A 20723-nucleotide genomic window follows, 5' to 3' on the forward strand; every position below is an offset into this window, starting at 1 on the left:
ATATGTTATAATAACAAAAGATGAAAAAAAATAACTATCGTTTATTTGGTTGGGGATTAACCATAGCTCTACTATTGCAACCATCCATCAGCTTGGCCCAAAACCTCCCTCCAAACGAAACAAATGATAATTCACCAGCGCCAGTTTTAACTAACCTAAGCAACAATCAATCATTAATTAAATCATCAACCGCCGTAACCGACGGCTCTTTAATGTTGTCTAACTTACGAACAGCCCGACAAGAATTGCAAGATAGATTAATTAAAAATAATAAACAACCCACCAAACCAACTTTTGTTACCAGTTATTCAGCACCAGTGGAAATTACCTTAGCCTTGTGGCAAGAGGAAAATAATCAATTAATTTATTTATCAGCTTATAAAGCTGGCAATAAAATACAATTAAAAGAAAAATCCGATTATCAACTGGAAGTTACTTATAATAACGGAGTAAATTCTCAATACCGCGTTACCGGCCAGCCAACAGCTTATGTTTTAGCTGTTATTCATCCAATTTATCATTCTCAGGGCACAACCCAACGACCGTTTTACCGGTTGGAAAATGTAGTGTATGCGCCCTTTCACGATTATTTACTTAAACCAGCTTTAATAACGGCTGGCCAAGAATATTTTGCCAATAAAATAGCAGCCGTTTATGAAGAGTTAAGAGTTACTGGCGTTAGGTCTTATGCTTATCCTAAAGAATTACTAGCTGATGTTTTAGATCCAGCTTTAGTTAAAGTAATTATTGCTATTGAACATGTTAGTGCCCATCAACTTTTAAATAACAATCATTATGATTATTTAAGCCAATTTTACGTAACTTTAGCTGGTAATGAACAGGCGGCTTATGCCTATGCTAAAAGTTCAGCTTCGGCCCGTGGTTTAGTCCAATTTATACCAACAACTTATCAAAGTTTAAGAAAATTGCAACCAGGCTTAACCTTACCAACTGACTTTGTACAGGGGATGACCGATCCTTATAATGCTATTAAAGCAGCCATTGGCTTAATGGATTATAATTTAATTTTTATCCCAAGCAACCTTAGAACCAAAGAAAAATTAAAGGAAAAAAATATCGGCGCTCTTTTAGCCGCCATTTATAATGGGGGACCTAGCCGTTTAAGAAAGGCCTTGGCTGTCTGGGGAGAAAATTGGGACAAACTTCATTCCAAAAACAGTTTAAAATTGGAAACCGTAAACTACGTGGCTAAATATGAACTGGTCTACGACCATTTTGCTAGCGGTGAACAAATGTTCTTAGCCTTAAAACCTTAGTCCTAAACAATTTAAATACTAACCAAGCCTTGCCTTAGGCTTAAAAAAAGAGTACAATCCTGTCGTACTTTTTTTAATAACCTAATTTGATATTTTAGCTAATCTTAGGCAAATATATTAACCGGCTATGTCCTATACACCCCTAACTCCCCTGAGCAGTGAACTAATACAACGATTAAGCGAATCTACTCCAACTGAAACAAACGATCAGCCAAAAATCCATGTTTCCGAAATTGCCAGTTTGCCAATTTTTATATATGAAAAAATAAGAAATTTCATTGATTATAAAGATGAATATTTGCTCCGCAAGAACGCTGTTAAAAGATTTTTAAGACGTTCTTTCTTATTGCCTAATTTTAAGAATTATAAATCAGAACAACTGGCTTTATCTTTAATTCGCGAATTAATCTTATCGCGTTATTTAAAAAATGATTCAGTACTACAATCAAAGATAAAAGAGCTTTCGCCAGTTTTAGAAAAATATTATCTTTTATTACAACAAACCGACAATAATCAAGTTAAATATCCTAAATGGCGAGAAGCTGTCTTAGGATTAGCAGCTGTAGAATGTGATTCTTATTTAGTCTCGCCCCAAAAACGACATGCCTACATAGCCTTTGCTTTTAACCAGATAAAAGACTTAATAAAATTACCAGCTGGTGAAGCAGATACTGAAACTATTAATGTTCAAATACTCTTAAACACCCAAAGAATATTAGAAAGAGCTGATCAGGATATTTTGGGTTATTATCTGTTAGTACATTATTATCCTAATTGGTTTAACTTAAAAACTACTGAAGCCGCCAACTGGTTGTCACCACAGCTTAACAGTGTTTTACACAATCTAAAATTTATAAGTGAACAATCCTTGGGTAAAAGAGTAATGCCAACAGTGCGTAAATTACTAATACCCATAGTCGTTCTGCAACAAATGCTCCACGAAACCGACAAACCCTTAAGAGATTTATTGAGTGATCCCACTAAACTCAACGAACAAATTAAAAAAACTTATCACGACTTTTGGAATAAAACAAGAAAAAAAATACGCAACAAAGGTTTCCATGCTATCTTTTACATATTTATAACTAAAATGGTTCTAGCGCTTTTGGTAGAATTCCCTTATGAAAAAATTTTTTTAGGACAAGTTCATTATTTATCCCTAGGCATAAATTTACTTTTTCCTCCTTTATTAATGGGGTTAATTACCATTTTAATAAAATCACCAGGTAAACAAAATGAAACCAGGGTAGCCGAAGCGGTTAGTGAGCTTATCTACGGTCGTGATACCGGTTTTTACAAGATTAAAGAACTTAAACCACTCAAAAATAATTTCTGGGGTAAATTCTTTTACGCCTTACTTTATTTAATTACTATAATCAGCTCCTTTGGCTTGGTCATAACTTTCTTAATTAACCTAAATTTTAATATATTATCTGGTGGATTTTTTATATTATTCATAAGCCTTGTTAGTTTTTTTGGTTTATCTTTGCGCCAACAAGCAAGGCAGTTACGTTTGATTAACGAAAAAGATACTATGTTGGCTTTTGCTTTGGACTTTTTTAGTCTACCAGTGGTAACTTTTGGTAAATGGCTATCCACAACTTTCGATAAATTAAATGTTTTCGTCTTTATTCTTGATTTTTTATTTGAACTACCGTTCAAAACTCTGCTAAAATTAATTGAGCAATGGTTCCAATTTTTACGAGAAAAAAGAGATCAAATGTATTAATTCAAAAATGAAAAAACTTACTTTATTTTATTTTTTATTTATCGGTTTAATTTTAGCTGGCTGTTCTCTTAAAGGGCCAGACTGGCAAGCTAATAAACAAGACTATCAACAAGTCGGACTAACTAATCCCAATAACTATCCAACTAGTAACGCTACTAATATGACTAAACCTCAAACTCCACCTGACCTAAACTATACCTCGGCCACCTTAGTTACCAATTTAGGGGAGATGACTATTACTTTTTATCCTGAACCTAAGCAAACAGTGGCTAATTTTCTAAAATTAGCGGCGGAGGGGTTTTACGACGGGGTTAAATTCCATCGTGTTATAAAAGACTTCATGGCCCAAACAGGGGACCCTAATTCTAAAGACGATGATTGGTCTAACGATGGGCGGGGCGGACCAGGTTATACCTTTGCTGACGAAATAAATGAACACCCTTTAGTACGCGGTTCCGTAGCTATGGCTAATGCTGGGCCCAACACTAACGGCAGTCAATTTTTTATTGTAACTGCCGAAGCCACGCCCTGGCTAGACGGCAAACACACTAATTTTGGCTATATTAGCGAAGGTTATGCCCTTTTAAATAAGATTGAAGATATACCCAGAAATGCTGACGATCATCCCTTAACCGATATTACTATAAAGAGCATAAAACTTAAATAATATATCTGGAATTCAATAATATGAACAAAATTTTAAAAAGTATTTCTTGTTTATCCTGCTTGGGCACTTTATTCGCTTTAACCGTTACTCTTAGGCAATATATTGCACCAGCTAATGAACCAGGTATATTTTCTTGTGTGGGTTTAAAGATATTCGGTTTATCTCCTTGCCCTTTTGGTTTAGGTTTTTTTGCTTTGCTACTTTTAAGTAGTTTGCTGGCCTTACGCCAAAAATCTAATTGGTTCAGTTCTCCTAAAACGATTAGATTTTTTGCTTGGGCAGGCACTTTATTTTCTGGTTGGGTAGCTTGGCGAGAAATTGGCCTACCAATTTTAATCAGGGGTTTGTCGAATTACTGGCAAACTTTTTCCCTAGCCCAAGTGCCAGCTTGCGTTTGGGGGTTCTTTGTCTTTTTGGCGGTCGCCATTCTTAGTCTTTATTATAAAAACGAAAAAAAATAATTCATGTTGGCTTGGCTGCTTAATAAATTTAAAAAAGAAACAGTTTACCGGATATTTGAAATAATACCCGGCCTATTAGTCTGGTCTACTTTAATCGGAGCAGTTATTTTGTCTTTTATAAAACCGCTGTGGGCCATTTATATAATTATTGTTTTTGACCTTTATTGGTTACTGCGAGTAGCTTATTTGTTAATTTACATGATTGGTTCCTGGAAAACTTATAAACAAACTGTTAGTCAAAATTGGCGACTAAAACTAACTGCTTTACCGGCTAGCCAAAATATTCATCACTTAATCTTTTTACCAACCTATCAAGAATCTTTAGAAGTTTTACGAGCTTCTTTAACATCGTTAGTTAATGTGGACTATCCTTTAGATAAATTTATTGTCGTTTTAGCTGGTGAAGCTAGAGATAAAGATAATTTTTTAGAATCAGCCAATTTAATAAAACAAGAATACGGTCACCGTTTTGGACATTTTTTGATAACTCTTCATCCTAGTGACATAGTGGGGGAAATAGCCGGTAAGGGTTCTAATATTCACTGGGCTGGTCACCAAGCTAAAAAATTAATCGACCAATTAGGGCTAGATTATCCTAATATAATAGTGTCCACTTTTGATATTGATTCTTGCGCCCACCCGCAATATTTTTCTTATTTAACTTATGTTTATTTAACTCACCCCGATCCTTTACATTCCAGCTACCAGCCAGTAGCCATTTATAACAACAATATCTGGCAATCACCGGCTGTTAGCCGAATTGTAGCTAATTCCACAACTTTTTGGTTATTAACCGATTTGGCCAGACCAGAACGTTTGTTTACTTTTTCTTCGCATTCCATGCCTTTTAAGGCTTTGGTAGATGTTGGTTTTTGGCAAAATGACATAGTTACCGAAGATTCTAGAATATTCTTACAATGTTTTGTCCGTTACAATGGCAACTATCAAGTAACGCCCTTGTATATGCCTATTTCTATGGATACGGTCTATGCCGGTTCCTTGTGGCGTAGTTTGGTTAATCAATATAAACAACAAAGACGTTGGGCCTATGGTGTAGAAAATTTTCCTTATATGGCTTGGCATTTTTGGCGCTCCAAAACAATCCCTTTTAACAAAAAAACTCGTTATTTATGGAATCAATTAGAGGGAGTTTATTCTTGGGCCACCGCTCCTTTAATTATTTTTATACTTGGCCGCTTACCTTTAATGATGGCTGATAATGAAGTTAAAACCACTATTTTAGCTCATAACGCCCCAGTAGTCCTAGGTTGGCTAATGACTTTAGCTATGATTGGTTTAATATTCAGTGCCGCTTTATCCACCATGCTTTTACCAGCCCGACCCAAGGATAAATCCATCTTCATGTACATACCAATGATTTTGCAATGGATACTCTTTCCAATTATTATGATTATTTTTGGCGCTATACCAGCCACCGACGCTCAAACCAGATTAATGCTGGGTAAATATTTAGGTTTTTGGGTAACAGAAAAAAAACGAGCCACAACTTAACCAATTTAAATTAATTAACGGGCATATTAATAATTTCCACAGCCCCGTTTAATTTAGGTATAGCATAGTCTTCTATAAGAATAGGGTATTCTTCAAATTTAACAAAAGCGAACTTTACTTGACCGTTCGGCTCTTCTTTTTTTTGAGCTGTTATTCTAACAACTAAACCCTGTTTGGTTGGTTGACTCCACATTTGATCAAAAATAAAATTACCCAAAGAATAATAAATCATTTTTTTCTTGTAAATTTCTCTAGGCTGCACCCAATGAGGATGATGCCCAATCACTAAATCAGCACCTTGATCAATGGCTGTATGGGCAAATTTTATCTGACTCAAGGAAGCTTTATCTGTATATTCCACTCCACCATGCATACTAACCACAATTAAATCAACTTGCTGTCTAAGATTATCAATTGAGGCGCTTAATTTTTTCCAATCATCCCACCTGGCTATGTAAGGACTGCTAGCTACGCCATTATCATTAAAAGAACTATAAGAAACGGCCAAAAAACCTATTTTAATGCCTTTGTTTTCTAAAATAGCCGGTTGCCAAGCTTCTGCACTATCTTGCCCAACACCGGTAACCTGTAGCCCTTGGTTTAACAACAAAGAACGACTATGCTTTATGGCCTTAAGACCATAATCTAAAGCATGATTATTGGCTAGGCTTAAGACTTTAAAATTATTTTCTACTAAACCTAAAAGACTGTCCGGCCAGGCATTAAACAATAAACTATTAACCGGTGGTATAAAATTAGAACCAGTAAAAAGTGATTCCAAATTGGCAAAATTAAAATCATTACTTTTAAGCCATTCGCCCATACCAATAAAAGGCAACAGGGGATTATTATGTTTTTTCATTTGATCAGCTACCTGACGGGACAGCATTATATCTCCCACCACCCCAAAAACTACGTATTGGTCTTTTGGTTGATCTTTTTTTAATTGACTAACCGCCTGGTCAGAAAAATTTAGGGATTCCTTAGACGTGGTACTTTTGGTGATTACTCCGTACTTAAAATAAAAAAAAGCCGCGAAGAACGCGGCCATAATTAACAAAGCTGAAACAACAAAAGAAAAATATTTATCAATTTTATTCATATTTACTGTAAAACAGTTCCCACAAAAGAAGCCTGGCCACGAATAAAATCTCCAGCCAGCATTGGTTTTCTTCCTGCTAACTGAATTTCTTTAACTAATATACTGCCAGACTGACAATCAATAGATAACCCTTGGTTTTGATATTCTTTAACCAAACCTGGTTTGGTTAATTCAACATCTAAAACCTCTGTTTGTAATAATTTAACAACTTGACCTCGCCAAGTAGTCCACAAACCAGGCCAAGGGTAAAAAGCCCGCCTTAAATTATTTAACTGCTCAGCAGTTAAATTAAAATTAGCTCGCCCATCCGAACGGCTAATTAACTTAGTATAAGTAGCCAAAGAATGGTCTTGGGCAACTGGTTTAATCTTACCTGATAGATAATCAATTAAAACATTGGGTAATATTTCGCCGGCTAAACCAGCCAAAGCTTGGCTTAAAGTTAAGGCATTGTCTTTTTCTTTAATAAGGTACTCAACCTGCTTTAATAATGGTCCGTGATCCATCAGATCATCCAAAAGCATTAAACTAACCCCAGTTTTAAACTGACCAGCCAATAAGGCACTAGCGATAGGAGAGGCCCCTCGATACAAAGGCAACAAAGAAGGATGCACATTAACTATACCTTTAGGGTATAAAACCAAAACTGAAGCTGGCACAATCTGTCCAAAAGCCGCTAAAACAGCAAAATCTGTTTTAAATTTAGCTAATTGTTTCTTGATATCTACATTTTTTAAACTAGGGGATTCTAATAATTCTAACTGATTAGCTACAGCTCTTAGACCAACTGGCGAAGAAGTTTTTTTAAGTCCCCGGCCTTTAGCCTGCGGTAAGGTAGTCACCACCAAAACCGGCCTTAAACCAGCTTTAAGCAAACCGGTTAAAATAATATCGGCAAAATCAGAAGTCCCAAAATAAACAAATGACTTATTCATTTTTATATTTAGCCAACAATTCCTGACCAGCGATTATTTCCTTAGTTAAATCTATAAACAAAATACCATTTAAATGATCAACCTCATGCTGATAAACTCTAGCTGTCAAACCGTCTAACCATTCTTGGTGTTTGAGACCATCACTACCCAAATAATTAGCTAATACTCGAATTGGCCTCTTAACTAACCCATAAACCCCAGGCAAAGATAAACAACCTTCTTCCATAACAACTTTGCGCCAAGAAGATTTTACTATCTCCGGATTAAAATAAGCTTGCGGTTTCTCTCCAGTGCTAATAACTATTAATCGGCGGGAAAAATTAACCTGTGGAGCAGCCAAACCAATACCATTATAATGAACCACGGCCGCTTCCATGGCTTGAGCCAATAATAAATCTGACTTGCTTAAGGGTAGGGGTAAGCTTTCAGCTTTGGCTCTTAAAATATCCTGGGGAGCGATAATTAAAGGTAACATATTATAAAAAGTATTTAACTTAAAATATTTTCCGGATCTATATCAATAATAACATCATCACCAACTAATGGCCAAATTAAACGGCCAACTGAACTAGTGGTAAATTTAACAAGTAAATGAAAACGATATTTGCCCCTAAGCTGGTGATAATAGTCAGCATAAGGACCAATTATTACTTCTTGATTCAGTAAATTGGTTTGTAGTTTCTTTTTTAAAACTCTACAACTAGCCAAAGCAGCTGCCTGGCTAGTTAAAGCAACTGTTAAGCGGAGTAAATTACTAACAGGTGGATAACCGTATTTAATTCTTTCTTTAAGTTCAGTTTCATAAAAATAGGTTAGACCTTCTTTCTTAATAAAAGATTGCCAAACATAATGTTCTGGCTGATAAGTCTGAATTAATACCCGCGTAGCACCGCTAGATAAAAATCCAGCCACCCGGTGTCTTAATCTTTCAGTAGCGCGAAATTCTGGCACCGACATTTCATTATCGGGATTAACTAAAATAATCAAACCAAATTTAGTTTTTTGATTATTTAACCAAGCCGTTTGACCACCCACCAACACAACAGGTCCCACTGGCGCCTTGTCAGATAGACTATCTTTAAAAACAATACTGGCCGGGTATAACTTCTTAACAAATTGATAAAGTCTATCTAAACCAACTCCCCGCATTGCCACATTATTACCAGAACAATCGGGACAAGGTAGGGGATAAACTTCCTCTAAGGAACAATGATAACAATAAAGATTGTTTTTGTCTGACCGGCTGACTAAAGTTCTTTGGCATTTAGAACACTTAGCAACATAACCACAATCGGTACAAACCGCCGAAGTAGCTTCACCTAAACGATTAAGATAAACAAAAACAGACTGCCCAGTCTTAAGACTTTTTTCTAAGAGTTTTAAAGAAGTCAAAGATAATAAATTTTTATTACCAGCCTGATGTTCAGCTATCATATCAATTAAAGTCAATTCCGCTGGCTGACCCTTTAAATCCAACCATTTTTCTTGACCAGCCTGAGCTTTATACCATCTTTCTAAACGAGGAGCAGTTGATAAAAGCAAACAAGAAACCGACAAATTCTTGGCCAATTCAATAGCTAAACTCACTGGATCATAACGTGGGTTTTGATCACTTTGCTTATAGTAGTCACTAGCTGATTCATCAACCACCAGGCCACCCAAATTTAAAAATGGTAAAAACAAAGCCAATCTAGTGCCGACCACAACCACTTTATCTCCCCGCCGTAATTTTAACCAAACCGCCCGACGATCGGCTAAACTAATTTCCGAAGAAAAAACAACCAAAGAAAATTTATCTTTTAGCTTTTCTTGCCAAAATTCTAAACGACTGTTAGTTGGGACCAAAAACAATACCTGTTCTTGCCGAAGCATAATCCGATTAAGCAAATTAAAAACAACTTCATCTAATTTGCTAGGAGAAGAATATACCAAGTTAGTTAAAAAAGAATTCGTTTTCTTAATAAGTGGCCGAGTGCGCTTAGTGCTTATGGGCTCAATTTTAAAATTACGATTAGGTTGCAATAAAATAAACAACTTAATAGCCGCCGACATGGTTAAGCCATAATTATGAGATAACCACTTAACCAAATGCAGCTGCCAAGAAAAAAGATAATTAGCAACCACTAAGTCCTTAACCTCTTTGAGAGTTTTGTTTTTAGGTAACGAAGATTTGATTATTTTTTTTACTACTACCGCCTTTATCAGGCTAGATCGAAAAGGTAAGTTAACTAAATCTCCAGGATTCAACTGTAAAGGACCGGCGCTATAATCAAAAACCGTTAATCGGCGCGGCAATCTTTTTAAAGGTACCACTTGAACAATCGGAAACAAGTTAACCATAAATATCTAATAAATAAATTCCGCCGTCAGCCAACCCGCCTCATAAGGCGCTTCGAAAGATATCAAATTTAAATTAATTTTTTTATTAGCTAAAAAAGATTTAAGCAAAACCGCTGGCGACCAAATTGATTGACCGCTTAACTCCAACAACTCCGTTGGAAAATTATAAATAGACGACCAATCATCTTGGCGACTAAAATTTACGAATTGTTGATTAAAAAGTTTAGCTTCCACCTGGTTAGTACCAATAACTCGCCCTAATTCACCAGCGGCCAAAATAACCACCCGTTCTGAGCTTGATTGCAATTGTTCATATAAGTGCTGACTTACTAAATTTAAATTTTCTAAATCTATTTTCTGCGGAACCTGTAAATATACTAACGGTTTATCAACCAAAGACTGGCCAAAAATTAAAAGTGGTACTCCAGCCGTATATGGTAAATTACTTACACTAACCAAAGGAATGGGGAATAAAGATTCCAAAGTTTCTTTTAAACGATGGGTAAAACCAACGGCCATCTTTATTGATTGCTGGCTTATAAAATCTCCCAAAAATGAATAATCCAAAGTAACTGACTGGTTTTGTAAAAAAGCCCAATCAGATTTAGTAAGTTTGGTGTCTGAACTAACACTAGATATTACAAAAATAATATCAGGAGAACGTAAAGATAATTCCGAGCCAAGTTGGTTTAAAGCGGTAGTAGTTTTAACAACAGCCTTTCGCACCTGGCTTTTTAAGCCAGGTAATAAAAGAGGGGAATTGGGTACTAAAGCCGCGCCGACAATAGGCATAAAAATTAATATTGTTTAATTAATTTAAAAACTAACACCAATAGGGTCACCTAAAACGTGTATACTGATAGCTTCGTCACTAGTGGCAATAACTTTAGAAAAATCAAAACCTAAATCCAAAAAGGCTTCAGCTGATAAAAAGGGGCGCCTAGTCTGATTAGAAATTAAGTAAACGGTCGCTTGCGACCAAGATCGCACCAATTGACCATCACGAAAAACTATCGGCAAACCAGTTAAATATTGTTCCAATTGTTTGGTAGTGGCTCGACTTATTTTACGATTTTTAAAATTATTCTGCAGTATCTCTCGCGACCAAATAGGATGTTTAACTCCTTCCTGCACCCAAAAAATTCCTCCTGATTTTGTATCCTGTAACAAAACCCCCAAAGGATAAATTGATTTATCGGTTATCGGTTCACCCTCACCGTAAGAAATAATATCTTCACTACTGACATTAACTATTTCTTCAGGATTTATTCCTAAACGACGTAAAACTTCAGCCGAAGCTATACCTCGCAACATATCATCAGCTAACAAATAAACCGTACCTTTAGGAATACGTAAAAAACTGTAATTAGAAAATTTTATCGGACTGCCTTCAAGATATTTTGATAATTCGGTTTTATTAACCGTTAAAACAGAAGAAAAATCATCATAATACGATAAAAAAACTGAACGATTAGCAAATTGCCTCCTTAAACCATTTTGAATATAATAAACCTCTGTTTGACCATCAACATTAAGTAGGGTGCCATCGGGGTAATAACGACTAAAATATCTATTCCAAACAGTCCATAATAATCGATTACCAGCTAAATGGGGAGTATAAGTATAAGCTATAGCCGTGGCTTTATTGGCTGGTATGACTACCTGACCATCAACTAATTTGGGTAAACCGGGCCCAAACCCAGAAATAGTACGGTTTTGACTGTCTAAATCCACTAAATAACTTAAACGAATTCTTTTGGCGGCGCTATAAATTTGATTATAAAAACCTTTAAATTTTTGTAACAAAGGATCATCTAAACTACAACTGTCGCAAACGGCATAACCCATGGCCCAATCAAAATTTTTATTACTCGGCCTCGGATTTTCTATTAAACTTTGTTCTTTTTGTAAAAGAGCTAACAAAAATTTCGGGCTTATTTTAAATTCTTGAGCCGATAAATAAATAATCTGACTAGCTGCTAAAGAAGTTATTGGATCAACATAATTAGCCAAAGCACTGCCTTTATCTTTTAAAAAAGAATTTATTTGTACCAAATCCATGGAAACATAATCAAACATATCATCGTCCGATAATATGTAATTATAGTCGAAATTTTCTTGAGCTAGTCCAACCTTAGGACTAAACAAAAAAAATGCAATAAAAAACCAAGCTACCAGTCGTAATTTCATGTTATATATTATAACAAATATTGACCCTTATTTCAATTATTAAACTCTGCTTAACCAACTGTTTTTTATAAACTAAAAATGCTATAATTAAACTATAAATATGAAGTTATGGTTGTCTTTAAATTTGGACCAAAATACTTGGCGCCAAACAGGCTCCTATTTGTCTTGTTTAAAAAATCAATTAAAACACAACGATCTTAAAAGTTATTTAACTCCTGTAAAAAAAGATCAACTAACTACCACTTTTCTAAATGAAGTAACTTTAGCCAAACTACCAGCTTTAACCCTTAAACTTAAAAAAATAGCGGACCAAACAACTGTTTTTGATTTAAAATTCAGTTCCTCGGCCTGGCTTAAACAAAATCAGCCAGAAATTTTGCTTAAAACTACTACCAATTCTGCTTATCGTTTGTTACAAAAAACTATTGCTTTAGAATTAAAAGAAATAGAATTAACAACTAGTAGTTACCAACCAGGTTTAATTATAGCCAAACTAAACAAAACAAAAGGCGTCCTACCCAAAATAAACTGTCCACCCTTTACTGTCCAACCTAATGGTCTTAATTTAATAACCAGCCAATTAACTCCCCAGGGACTAATTCATAAAAAACTTAATACCTGGCTGTTTAAAACAGAAAAATTTCGACGTAATGTGGTAATTTGTTTACTTAATGCTAATGATGAAATATTACTTACTCAACACCAAGATCGGCCACTCAGCTGGCAACTACCCCAAGGTGGAGTAGAATCAACAGAAAATTTAACCCAAGCGGCCCTAAGAGAAATTAAAGAAGAAGTGGGTGTTTCTCAAACCCGTTGTTTATTGGTTAAGCCAGACCTACACCGTTATCGCTGGCCTAAATATCTTTTATTACACGGTCAAGATCCAGAAAAAAAACAATATGTCGGCCAATTACAAAGTCTAGTTGTATTACGAATAGCCAAACAAACAGTTAATTTAACTTTAGATAAAAGGGAAGCCGCTTTAGCCCTATGGATAAAACCAGCTGATTTAATAAAGCAATTGCCTCGTTCCAGAAAACCAATTGGCCGTTTAATAATTAAGGAACTTAAAATAAACAAATTAATCAGTCCTATAACTTGATTTTGCCGGCTTGATAGGGTAATTTAAAATTCTATGGTTAGAGTACGTTTTGCTCCTTCGCCAACTGGCGAACTTCATATCGGCGGCGCCCGCACTGCTTTATATAATTATCTTTACGCCCTTAAACAAAAAGGGAATTTTATAATCAGAATAGAAGATACTGACCGAGAAAGACTAGTTCCTGGCAGCTTAAACAGATTGCTACAAGGTCTTAAGTGGTTGGGTTTAAATTGGCAGGAAGGTCCGGATATCGGCGGACCATATGGACCTTATATTCAATCGGAACGTCTACCAATCTATAAAGAGCAGGCCCAACAGCTACTTAATAATAATCAAGCTTATTATTGTTTTTGTTCTAGCCAAAGGCTAAGCGAACTTAGACAAACACAATTAGAACAAAAATTACCCAGCCGTTATGACCGGACTTGTTTAAAATTAACCAAAGAAATAGTTCAAGATAATTTAAACAATAAACTACCTTTTACTATTCGTTTAAAAGTACCGACTGGCACAACGACTCTTTATGACTTAATCCGCGGCACAGTGGTCTTTAATAACAAAGAAATAGACGATCAGGTTCTGCTTAAATCAGATGGTTATCCAACTTATCACTTAGCCAACGTAGTCGACGATCATTTAATGGCTATTAGCCATGTTATCAGGGGAGAGGAGTGGTTACCTTCGGCACCCAAACATTTATTGCTTTATCAGGCTTTTGCTTGGCAACCGCCGGCCTTTGCCCACCTACCCAATGTTTTAAACAAACAAAAAGCCAAACTGTCCAAAAGAAAAGATGGTGCGACTGTGTGGTTAGAAACCTACCAGACCCAAGGCTATTTACCAGCCGCCCTGGTTAATTTTTTAACTCTATTAGGTTGGCATCCAACAAACGATCAAGAAATATTTAACCTTAAGGAATTAAGTCAGCTTTTTTCTTTAGACCGCGTACAAAAAGGCGGAGCTATTTTTGATTTAGATAAACTAAACTGGTTTAATCATCTATATTTACAAAAATTATCTTCTAGTGAACTAGATGAAAAACTACAAACTCATTACCAAACTCTTAAACAATCCGGCCGGCCAATCACCAGCACTTTAAGACTTACAGAAATAATCAAAGACAGGCTAGTTAAATTAAACGATGTTCAATCAACCAATTGGTTTTTTAGTAATGATCTATCAAGCGCTTTACCAATTATTGTCCCAAATAAAAGCACCCCTGCCACAACCAAAAAATCGTTACAGTTAGCCCAATTATCCTTAAATCAAACAATAGCTTGGACCATTGAAGCAATTAAAACAGCTTGCCAAAAAAATCAAGAGGCTAATAAATTATCCAATATGGAATTTTTATGGCCAGCTCGAGTAGCTGTTACTGGACTTAATAAATCACCGGATTTTTACACAGCTGCTTGGGCCCTAGGTAAAGAAGAGGCTCTTAAAAGACTGGCTTGGGTAGAAGCAAACATGTTATTATAGATGGAATGAATAGATTTATAAAATCATTATTGATTACTGGCGCTTTAATCTTAAGTTTAGCGCCTTTTTTGCCTAAAACCCAAGTAGCCGCCGTGGATGACTTAAACGAGCAAATAAAAAACAAACAAAGTCAATTAACCGAATTAAAAAAACAAATTGATACTTACCGTAATGCTATCGCCGATAAACAAGCCCAATCTTCCTCTTTAAAAAAACAATTAACCGTTCTGGATGACAAAGTTGCCCAAGCTGAACTTAATATTAAAGGAAAAGAATTGGCTTTAGCAACAGTCACCCTACAAATCCAAGCGGTTACTTTAGATGTTGGCCGGCACGAACAATCAATTGCCGACAAAAGTTCTAAAATAGCTGAAATACTACGACAACTTTATCAAAATAACCAAAAAAGTCTGTTGGAAATAATCGCTCTAAATACTTCTTTTGGAAAATATTTTGATCAACTTAGCTATTTAGAAGAATTGGAACGCAATCTGCAACAACAAACCAACCAACTACAAACATCTAAAACAGAATTAGAACACCAACAACAAAACTTAGCTCTATATAAAATTGATTTAACTAAGACTAAAAACGACCTGGAAGAATCCAAGGGTCAATTAAGTAGCGAATTAAATACTAAACAATACATCCTAAAGCAAACCAGAGAATCAGAAAGCCGTTATCAAAATCTTTTAACCCAAGCTATTCAGGAACAACAAAAGGCCAATGCCGACATAAATAACTTGGAACAAGAAGTTAGACGGCGTTTAAAAAATCAAGGTATTCAAAGTCTAAACCAACTGGATACTAATTTTATTTGGCCGGTCAAACCTTATAAAGGCCTATCCACTTATTTTAACGACCCTACTTATATTTTTAGAAAATATTTTGAACATGGGGCCATTGATATTCCCAATCCGCAAGGAACAGCCATTAAAGCGGCGGCGGCCGGCTACGTGGCCCGAGCCAAAGACGCCGGCTTGGGTTACAGTTATATAATGATAGTCCATAACAACGGCCTGGCCACGGTTTATGGGCACACCAGCCGAATTGACGTGGAAGAAAACAGCTTTGTTACCAAAGGACAGGTTATTGGCGCTGTTGGTGGCCTGCCAGGCACTAGGGGAGCCGGCAGTTTAACCACTGGCCCGCATTTACACTTTGAAATTAGACTTAATGGTATACCAGTTGATCCCTTAAATTATTTACCCTAAAATTTTTATATAAATTTAAGCAGGCTATTTTGTAGCCTGCTTTTTTTAATTTTTAAATTATTTCCAGAGTTTTATAACAAAATTCCTGTAAATCGCCCCAAAAAATTTCTACGCCATAATCCGCCTTTAAATCAAAATCCACATACCTAGCACCAGAAAACCCATGTTCCATACCCATAATTACCTTACCTGGCCACTCTTGCGGATTTTCATTTAAACGAGTAAACCATTTACCAACTTCATAACGAGTGGATTGCGCGTATGACCCGTTATAATTAGGCCTCTCTTGGCACTCCATAGGCGGACACCAAAACATTATAACCCCCTTAGCATACCCGCCAGTTAAATCCATATGATACTTTATCCAAGCACACTCCTTATACCATTCAGTCATATGAAATCCGGATAAAACCAATTTTTTAGGTGAAATAATTATCACCTCTGGATCAATATCATGAATAATTTTAATGGCCCGGCTGTGCCAATCTGGAGCGTGTTTAACTGGACCAGCCAAATAAACCACCTTACAATCAACAGGCAGATTTTTAATTTTTTTAGGATAATGTACTACTTTTGATTTTTTCATTTTAATATCCTTGCTTTTGTTATTTTTGGCTTATCTTAAACAAAAAACAAAGATATGTCAATTATTTATTTAAAGGATGAAATTTACGGTGTGTAGTTTCCGCATATTTATCCGAAGCATGAACATAGCGAGTAGTAGTATCAAGTGATTCATGGCCCAGCAATACTTGTATAGCGGCCGGATTAGCCCCGCTTTCCGCCAAATAAGTGGCAAAACCATGCCTTAGAGAGTGGGCTGAAGTTGGCACATTAATGTGCAACTGTTCCCGATACTGTTTTATTTTCATTTGCAAATAATTAGTCGACAGTCTTTTAGTAGTTTTGCCAGAATTTTCACCCCGATAAGGAATAAACAAGGCTGGCCAACTATCGTGGCGCAAAGCTAAATAATAATTTATATGCTTTAAGGCCCGATCAGTTAAATAAACAAAACGCTGTTTGCGACCCTTACCAGTCACAAAAATACGTCCACTTAAATCTATCTGCGATTTGTTTAAACTAATCAACTCAGAAATACGTAAACCAGTGGCAAATAATACCTCCAACATAGCCCGATTACGAGTGGCCACTTGTTTATTTTTTTCTAGTAAAGAAGGTGACTCAATTAATTTCACCAGCTCATTAAGTTCTGCCACTTGCGGATGTTTCTTTTCGGTTTTAACCAGTTTAACAGATTCGGGCGACAAAGGTGTTTGGTAATCCAAATCTATTAAATATCTTAAATAAGCACGTAAACTGGATAACATACGATTTAAAGAATAACTGCGCAAACGTAAGCTTGGTTTATTTTTTTCAGCTGTTAATCGGTCTACTGAGTTTAAATAAGCCTTATAGCGGTCAATAATTCTTTTGTCTACCTTAAGAAAGGGGATTTTATTATCCAACAAGAACTTATCAAAGACTTTAAGATCTCTTTCGTAATTATAAATTGTTTCTGGGGAATAATTATTAGTCTGCAAAGACAATAAAAAATCATCCAAATAATCCAAACTCAAAGAAGCTGTTTTAGTTTTGGGGGACAGGTGTTTTTTTGCTGCTGTAATCATAATATTAATAATTAAGGTTTTAACTGAGTGTAAGAGATATTATACTCAGTTTAGCATAAGCCTTTTATTAAGGCAAACTACTAAAGCTTACTGCTTATTAAGCAGTATTAGCCTATAAATTACGTCCTTAGCCTAGGATTATCAGTCTAAATACTCCTACTCAGCTAATTTAGATGCCTTATTAACTGTTAAATTCGCTTTAAACTAATTAGCCACCAACCAAACTAAGTTGTTAACATTAAAATGGTCTTAAATTAAGGTTTGAATTTAATAAATCCTTAAGGTAGTTAGCTTTAAAATTAATTTAGGTTTACTTTGGAAATGACTGTCCCACTAATAAGTTTTTTTAATACAGTCTTAGTGCTAAAGATAATCGCCTAACTTGAATAATTATTAACTTATTTAAGTGTCGCAAAATATATAATGTTGCAATGCTTTATCAGCTAAACTACTAACCACTATGTCAGCCTGGCTAAAATCTTGACCTAAGGTGTACTGATTAGGTACAGCAACTACCAAACAGCCGGCGGCTTTAGCCGCCTTAACCCCATTTACCGAATCTTCCAATACCAAACAACTTGCCGGGCTTAAATTTAAAGCTTGGACGGCTTTTTGGTATATGGCAGGATGGGGTTTGCCAAATTTTACATCCTCACTAGTGATAACTGTTGGAAAATAACTAGCTAAATCAAATTTATTAAAAATCAATTCCACCCATTTTTTTTCTGAAGCTGTCGCCAAGACTAAATTAATTCGTTGACCCTTGGCTCTAGATAACAAATCAAGTAACCCTGGCAACGGCTGCAACAAATTATCAGTCAGTAAATATTTTTCATAAGCCTGCCTAGCTTCTTTAACCAATACCGGCACTTCATCAGGCAAATTGTAATATTTCTTTATATAAGCCCAAACCTCAGGCAAACGCAAACCCATTATTTGACGTTTCAAATCCAAGGTAAAATTTTTACCCCTGGCCTCTAATACTAATTGACCGGCTTTGGAATAAATTGTTTCCGTGTCAAACATTAAACCATCCATATCAAAAAGCAAAGCAGAAAATCTATTGGCCATAAGCTACTTTAATTTATAGAATAAACGAGCACCAAAACGAACATCCACGTACAGCAAACGGTTAATGTCTCCTTTTATTTTTTCCGCTAATAAACGCTTTAAAGAATTTATTTGCCCTAACGGATCTTCACGTACTGAAAGATAAACATACCAACCATCTGCAGTATAAGCCTGAACAGTTGGCAAACCAGCCAAATCCAATAAAACATAATCCAACTTGATTTTTGAAAGATTCTCTTGCCAAAATTTGTTAAAACTATCCACAAAAGCAATAGCCTGCTCATCAATCACCTGATCACCTAAATTATAGCCCTTATCCCCCACTTCCCTAATTAAAACTAAATTAGTACTTAAAACTGCTTGATCTTTTAATTCTTGAACAATTATCCCCCTTTGGTCAACGGCATATACTTTATTTTTAGTTTGCCAACGAGCGATCATTAAACTTTCCCGAAAATTCAATTTTAAAACATTCGGCCAATGTCTTTTAAAAAATAAATCCTGACTGTAAAATTCCTGACCAACCAACTTGCGAGCCTTAGAAGTATCAAAAAAAATAATATTAGACTGAGGCCACAATAACCAACGTCGTCCAGCTATTTCCTGGTTTAAAATCAATCTTATTTTGTTTCTGGCTTCTTGCGAAGGTACACCATTAATAATAATATTCTTTATGGAAAAAATTGGTAAATGAATAATCACTGCAACTAAAACAATAAATAATCCAGGTAAAATATAATAGAGTCTCTTTCGCCAAGTCGGTTTAGCCTGAGTTTGATAAGCTTTAAACAACCGACGATTAACGTCGGGAATTTCATGTTTAGCTCGAGCATAATCATGCCCGCGCCTTTTTTTTACAGTTGAACGTGCTTTAAATTGCTTTACTGATACCATTGTTTAGTGGGTTTATAAGAAGTCTGTAATTGTTTTTTGTCCTGATAATTAGCCAAAGCCAAAGAGATTAAACGATCTAATAATTCAGAATATCCTAATCCGGAGTGCCCCCATAATTTAGGATACATACTAATACTGGTAAAACCCGGCATAGTATTTGGTTCATTTAAATAAATTTTTCTTGACTTTTGGGACACCAAAAAATCTATCCTGGCTAAACCTTTTAAATCTAAAACTTTAAAACAAGCCACGGCTAAATTTTTTATTTTCCGACTGACAGTTTTAGATAAAGGGGCTGGAATTATCAAATTAGATTTACCATCAACATATTTAGCGTCGTAATCATAAAATTCATTGCTAGGTATAACCTGACCTAAAACAGAAACTTGGGGCTCATTATTACCCAAAACCGAACACTCAATCTCTAAAGGTTGTTTGACCGCTTGCTCAACCAAAATACGCCTGTCATATTTAAAAGCTAAATTAATAGCAATTTTAAGCTGCAACAAATTATTAACCTTACTAATACCCACCGAAGATCCTAAATTAGCTGGTTTAACAAACATAGGATATTTTAAAACTTGGCAATTTTTTATAAAAACCGCTGAACTTTTTTTATAATCAAACTTATTAGTATAAACAAAAGGTAACACTGGTAAACCAGCCTGCTGACAAATTAATTTTTGAATAATTTTATCCATAGCTACGGCCGAACCCAATACTCCAGCGCCCACATAAGGCAAATCTGTCAATTCTAAAAAACCTTGAATAATTCCATCCTCCCCAAAGGTACCATGTAAAACCGGCCAAATAACATCAACAGTTCCTTGTATTTTTTTTATATCAGTTCTTTTATAAAAGCGTCCACCATTCGGTTCGGGTAATAAAACAATTTCTTTTTTAAAGAAACTTGTTTGGGGATTTTTTAAGAATTTTAAAACAGTTGAACCACCCAACCAAATACCCTCTTTAGATAAACCAATTGGCACGACTTGATATTTTTTTTTGTCTAAATGTTTAATTACCGAAGCAGCTGAAACTAAAGAAACTTCATGCTCCGCCGAACGACCACCAAACAAAACACCAATTCGTAATTTATTTTTTTTAACCATAAAA

The 20723-nt window shown here is 35.4% G+C and carries 19 protein-coding genes; 8 read left to right on the top strand and 11 right to left on the bottom strand.

The annotated features are described in order from the left end of the window. Positions 1 to 20 precede the first annotated feature (20 nt). The 5 genes from KKC17_03530 (at position 21) to KKC17_03550 (ending at position 5646) form a co-directional block, all read left to right on the top strand. Positions 21 to 1277 carry a transglycosylase SLT domain-containing protein gene (locus KKC17_03530; GenBank protein MBU1039262.1) on the top strand — a complete coding sequence of 419 codons (1257 nt, stop codon included), beginning with the start codon at positions 21 to 23 and terminating at the stop codon, positions 1275 to 1277. Positions 1278 to 1404: 127 nt separating this feature from the next. Beyond that, the gene (locus KKC17_03535) at positions 1405 to 3006 is read left to right on the top strand and encodes a hypothetical protein (protein ID MBU1039263.1); all 1602 of its coding nucleotides are present in this window, start codon (positions 1405 to 1407) and stop codon (positions 3004 to 3006) included. A gap of 160 nt (positions 3007 to 3166) precedes the next feature. Next, positions 3167 to 3673 carry a peptidylprolyl isomerase gene (locus tag KKC17_03540; GenBank protein ID MBU1039264.1) on the top strand — a complete coding sequence of 169 codons (507 nt, stop codon included), beginning with the start codon at positions 3167 to 3169 and terminating at the stop codon, positions 3671 to 3673. A 20-nt stretch (positions 3674 to 3693) separates the two neighbouring features. Then, positions 3694 to 4134, top strand: a complete 441-nt coding sequence (locus KKC17_03545) for a hypothetical protein (protein ID MBU1039265.1) — start codon at positions 3694 to 3696, stop codon at positions 4132 to 4134. A 3-nt stretch (positions 4135 to 4137) separates the two neighbouring features. Next, entirely contained in the window at positions 4138 to 5646 is a 1509-nt protein-coding gene (locus KKC17_03550; protein ID MBU1039266.1) for a glycosyltransferase family 2 protein, read from the top strand. A gap of 10 nt (positions 5647 to 5656) precedes the next feature. Here the strand turns inward: KKC17_03550 and KKC17_03555 are convergent, their stop codons facing one another. From KKC17_03555 to KKC17_03580, 6 genes are read right to left on the bottom strand one after another with little or no spacing between them, the layout of a single operon-like run. Continuing rightward, positions 5657 to 6748 (bottom strand): CapA family protein, encoded by a 1092-nt coding sequence (locus KKC17_03555; protein ID MBU1039267.1) that lies wholly within the window; start codon positions 6746 to 6748, stop codon positions 5657 to 5659. Positions 6749 to 6750: 2 nt separating this feature from the next. Further along, positions 6751 to 7683 carry a methionyl-tRNA formyltransferase gene (gene fmt / locus KKC17_03560; protein ID MBU1039268.1) on the bottom strand — a complete coding sequence of 311 codons (933 nt, stop codon included), beginning with the start codon at positions 7681 to 7683 and terminating at the stop codon, positions 6751 to 6753. Continuing rightward, on the bottom strand, positions 7676 to 8158 hold the full coding sequence (gene def / locus KKC17_03565; protein MBU1039269.1) for a peptide deformylase: 483 nt from the start codon (positions 8156 to 8158) through the stop codon (positions 7676 to 7678). Before def ends, fmt begins: the two co-directional genes overlap by 8 nt. Before the next feature lie 14 nt (positions 8159 to 8172). Then, positions 8173 to 10023: a primosomal protein N' gene (gene priA / locus KKC17_03570; GenBank protein MBU1039270.1), complete on the bottom strand. Its 1851-nt coding sequence runs from the start codon at positions 10021 to 10023 to the stop codon at positions 8173 to 8175. Positions 10024 to 10029: 6 nt separating this feature from the next. Continuing rightward, the gene (locus KKC17_03575; protein ID MBU1039271.1) at positions 10030 to 10815 is read right to left on the bottom strand and encodes a hypothetical protein; all 786 of its coding nucleotides are present in this window, start codon (positions 10813 to 10815) and stop codon (positions 10030 to 10032) included. A gap of 24 nt (positions 10816 to 10839) precedes the next feature. Next, positions 10840 to 12213 carry a hypothetical protein gene (locus KKC17_03580; protein MBU1039272.1) on the bottom strand — a complete coding sequence of 458 codons (1374 nt, stop codon included), beginning with the start codon at positions 12211 to 12213 and terminating at the stop codon, positions 10840 to 10842. 100 nt (positions 12214 to 12313) lie between these two features. On the opposite strand from KKC17_03580, the gene KKC17_03585 reads away from it, so the two are divergent. The 3 genes from KKC17_03585 to KKC17_03595 are packed head-to-tail and all read left to right on the top strand — an operon-like array spanning position 12314 to position 16011. Then, positions 12314 to 13318, top strand: a complete 1005-nt coding sequence (locus KKC17_03585) for an NUDIX domain-containing protein (protein ID MBU1039273.1) — start codon at positions 12314 to 12316, stop codon at positions 13316 to 13318. A 33-nt stretch (positions 13319 to 13351) separates the two neighbouring features. Continuing rightward, the gene (locus KKC17_03590) at positions 13352 to 14797 is read left to right on the top strand and encodes a glutamate--tRNA ligase (protein MBU1039274.1); all 1446 of its coding nucleotides are present in this window, start codon (positions 13352 to 13354) and stop codon (positions 14795 to 14797) included. Between the two features lie 5 nt (positions 14798 to 14802). After that, positions 14803 to 16011, top strand: a complete 1209-nt coding sequence (locus KKC17_03595) for a peptidoglycan DD-metalloendopeptidase family protein (protein MBU1039275.1) — start codon at positions 14803 to 14805, stop codon at positions 16009 to 16011. A 52-nt stretch (positions 16012 to 16063) separates the two neighbouring features. Here KKC17_03595 and KKC17_03600 read toward each other — a convergent pair whose 3' ends face one another. From KKC17_03600 to KKC17_03620, 5 genes are all read right to left on the bottom strand, one after another. Further along, positions 16064 to 16597, bottom strand: a complete 534-nt coding sequence (locus tag KKC17_03600; GenBank protein ID MBU1039276.1) for a hypothetical protein — start codon at positions 16595 to 16597, stop codon at positions 16064 to 16066. Between the two features lie 61 nt (positions 16598 to 16658). Next, positions 16659 to 17642, bottom strand: coding sequence for a tyrosine-type recombinase/integrase (locus tag KKC17_03605; GenBank protein ID MBU1039277.1), 984 nt, complete (start codon positions 17640 to 17642; stop codon positions 16659 to 16661). Positions 17643 to 18044: 402 nt separating this feature from the next. Next, on the bottom strand, positions 18045 to 18713 hold the full coding sequence (locus KKC17_03610) for an HAD family phosphatase (GenBank protein MBU1039278.1): 669 nt from the start codon (positions 18711 to 18713) through the stop codon (positions 18045 to 18047). A gap of 3 nt (positions 18714 to 18716) precedes the next feature. Then, on the bottom strand, positions 18717 to 19607 hold the full coding sequence (locus KKC17_03615; GenBank protein MBU1039279.1) for a hypothetical protein: 891 nt from the start codon (positions 19605 to 19607) through the stop codon (positions 18717 to 18719). Further along, complete coding sequence (locus KKC17_03620; GenBank protein MBU1039280.1) at positions 19595 to 20719, bottom strand: D-alanine--D-alanine ligase; 1125 nt, start codon at positions 20717 to 20719, stop codon at positions 19595 to 19597. The genes KKC17_03615 and KKC17_03620 overlap by 13 nt, the downstream gene beginning before the upstream one ends. Between the last annotated feature and the right edge of the window lie 4 nt (positions 20720 to 20723).

This window comes from Patescibacteria group bacterium, from assembly GCA_018817715.1.
Taxonomy (GTDB): domain Bacteria; phylum Patescibacteriota; class Patescibacteriia; order Veblenbacterales; family UBA10138; genus JAHITT01.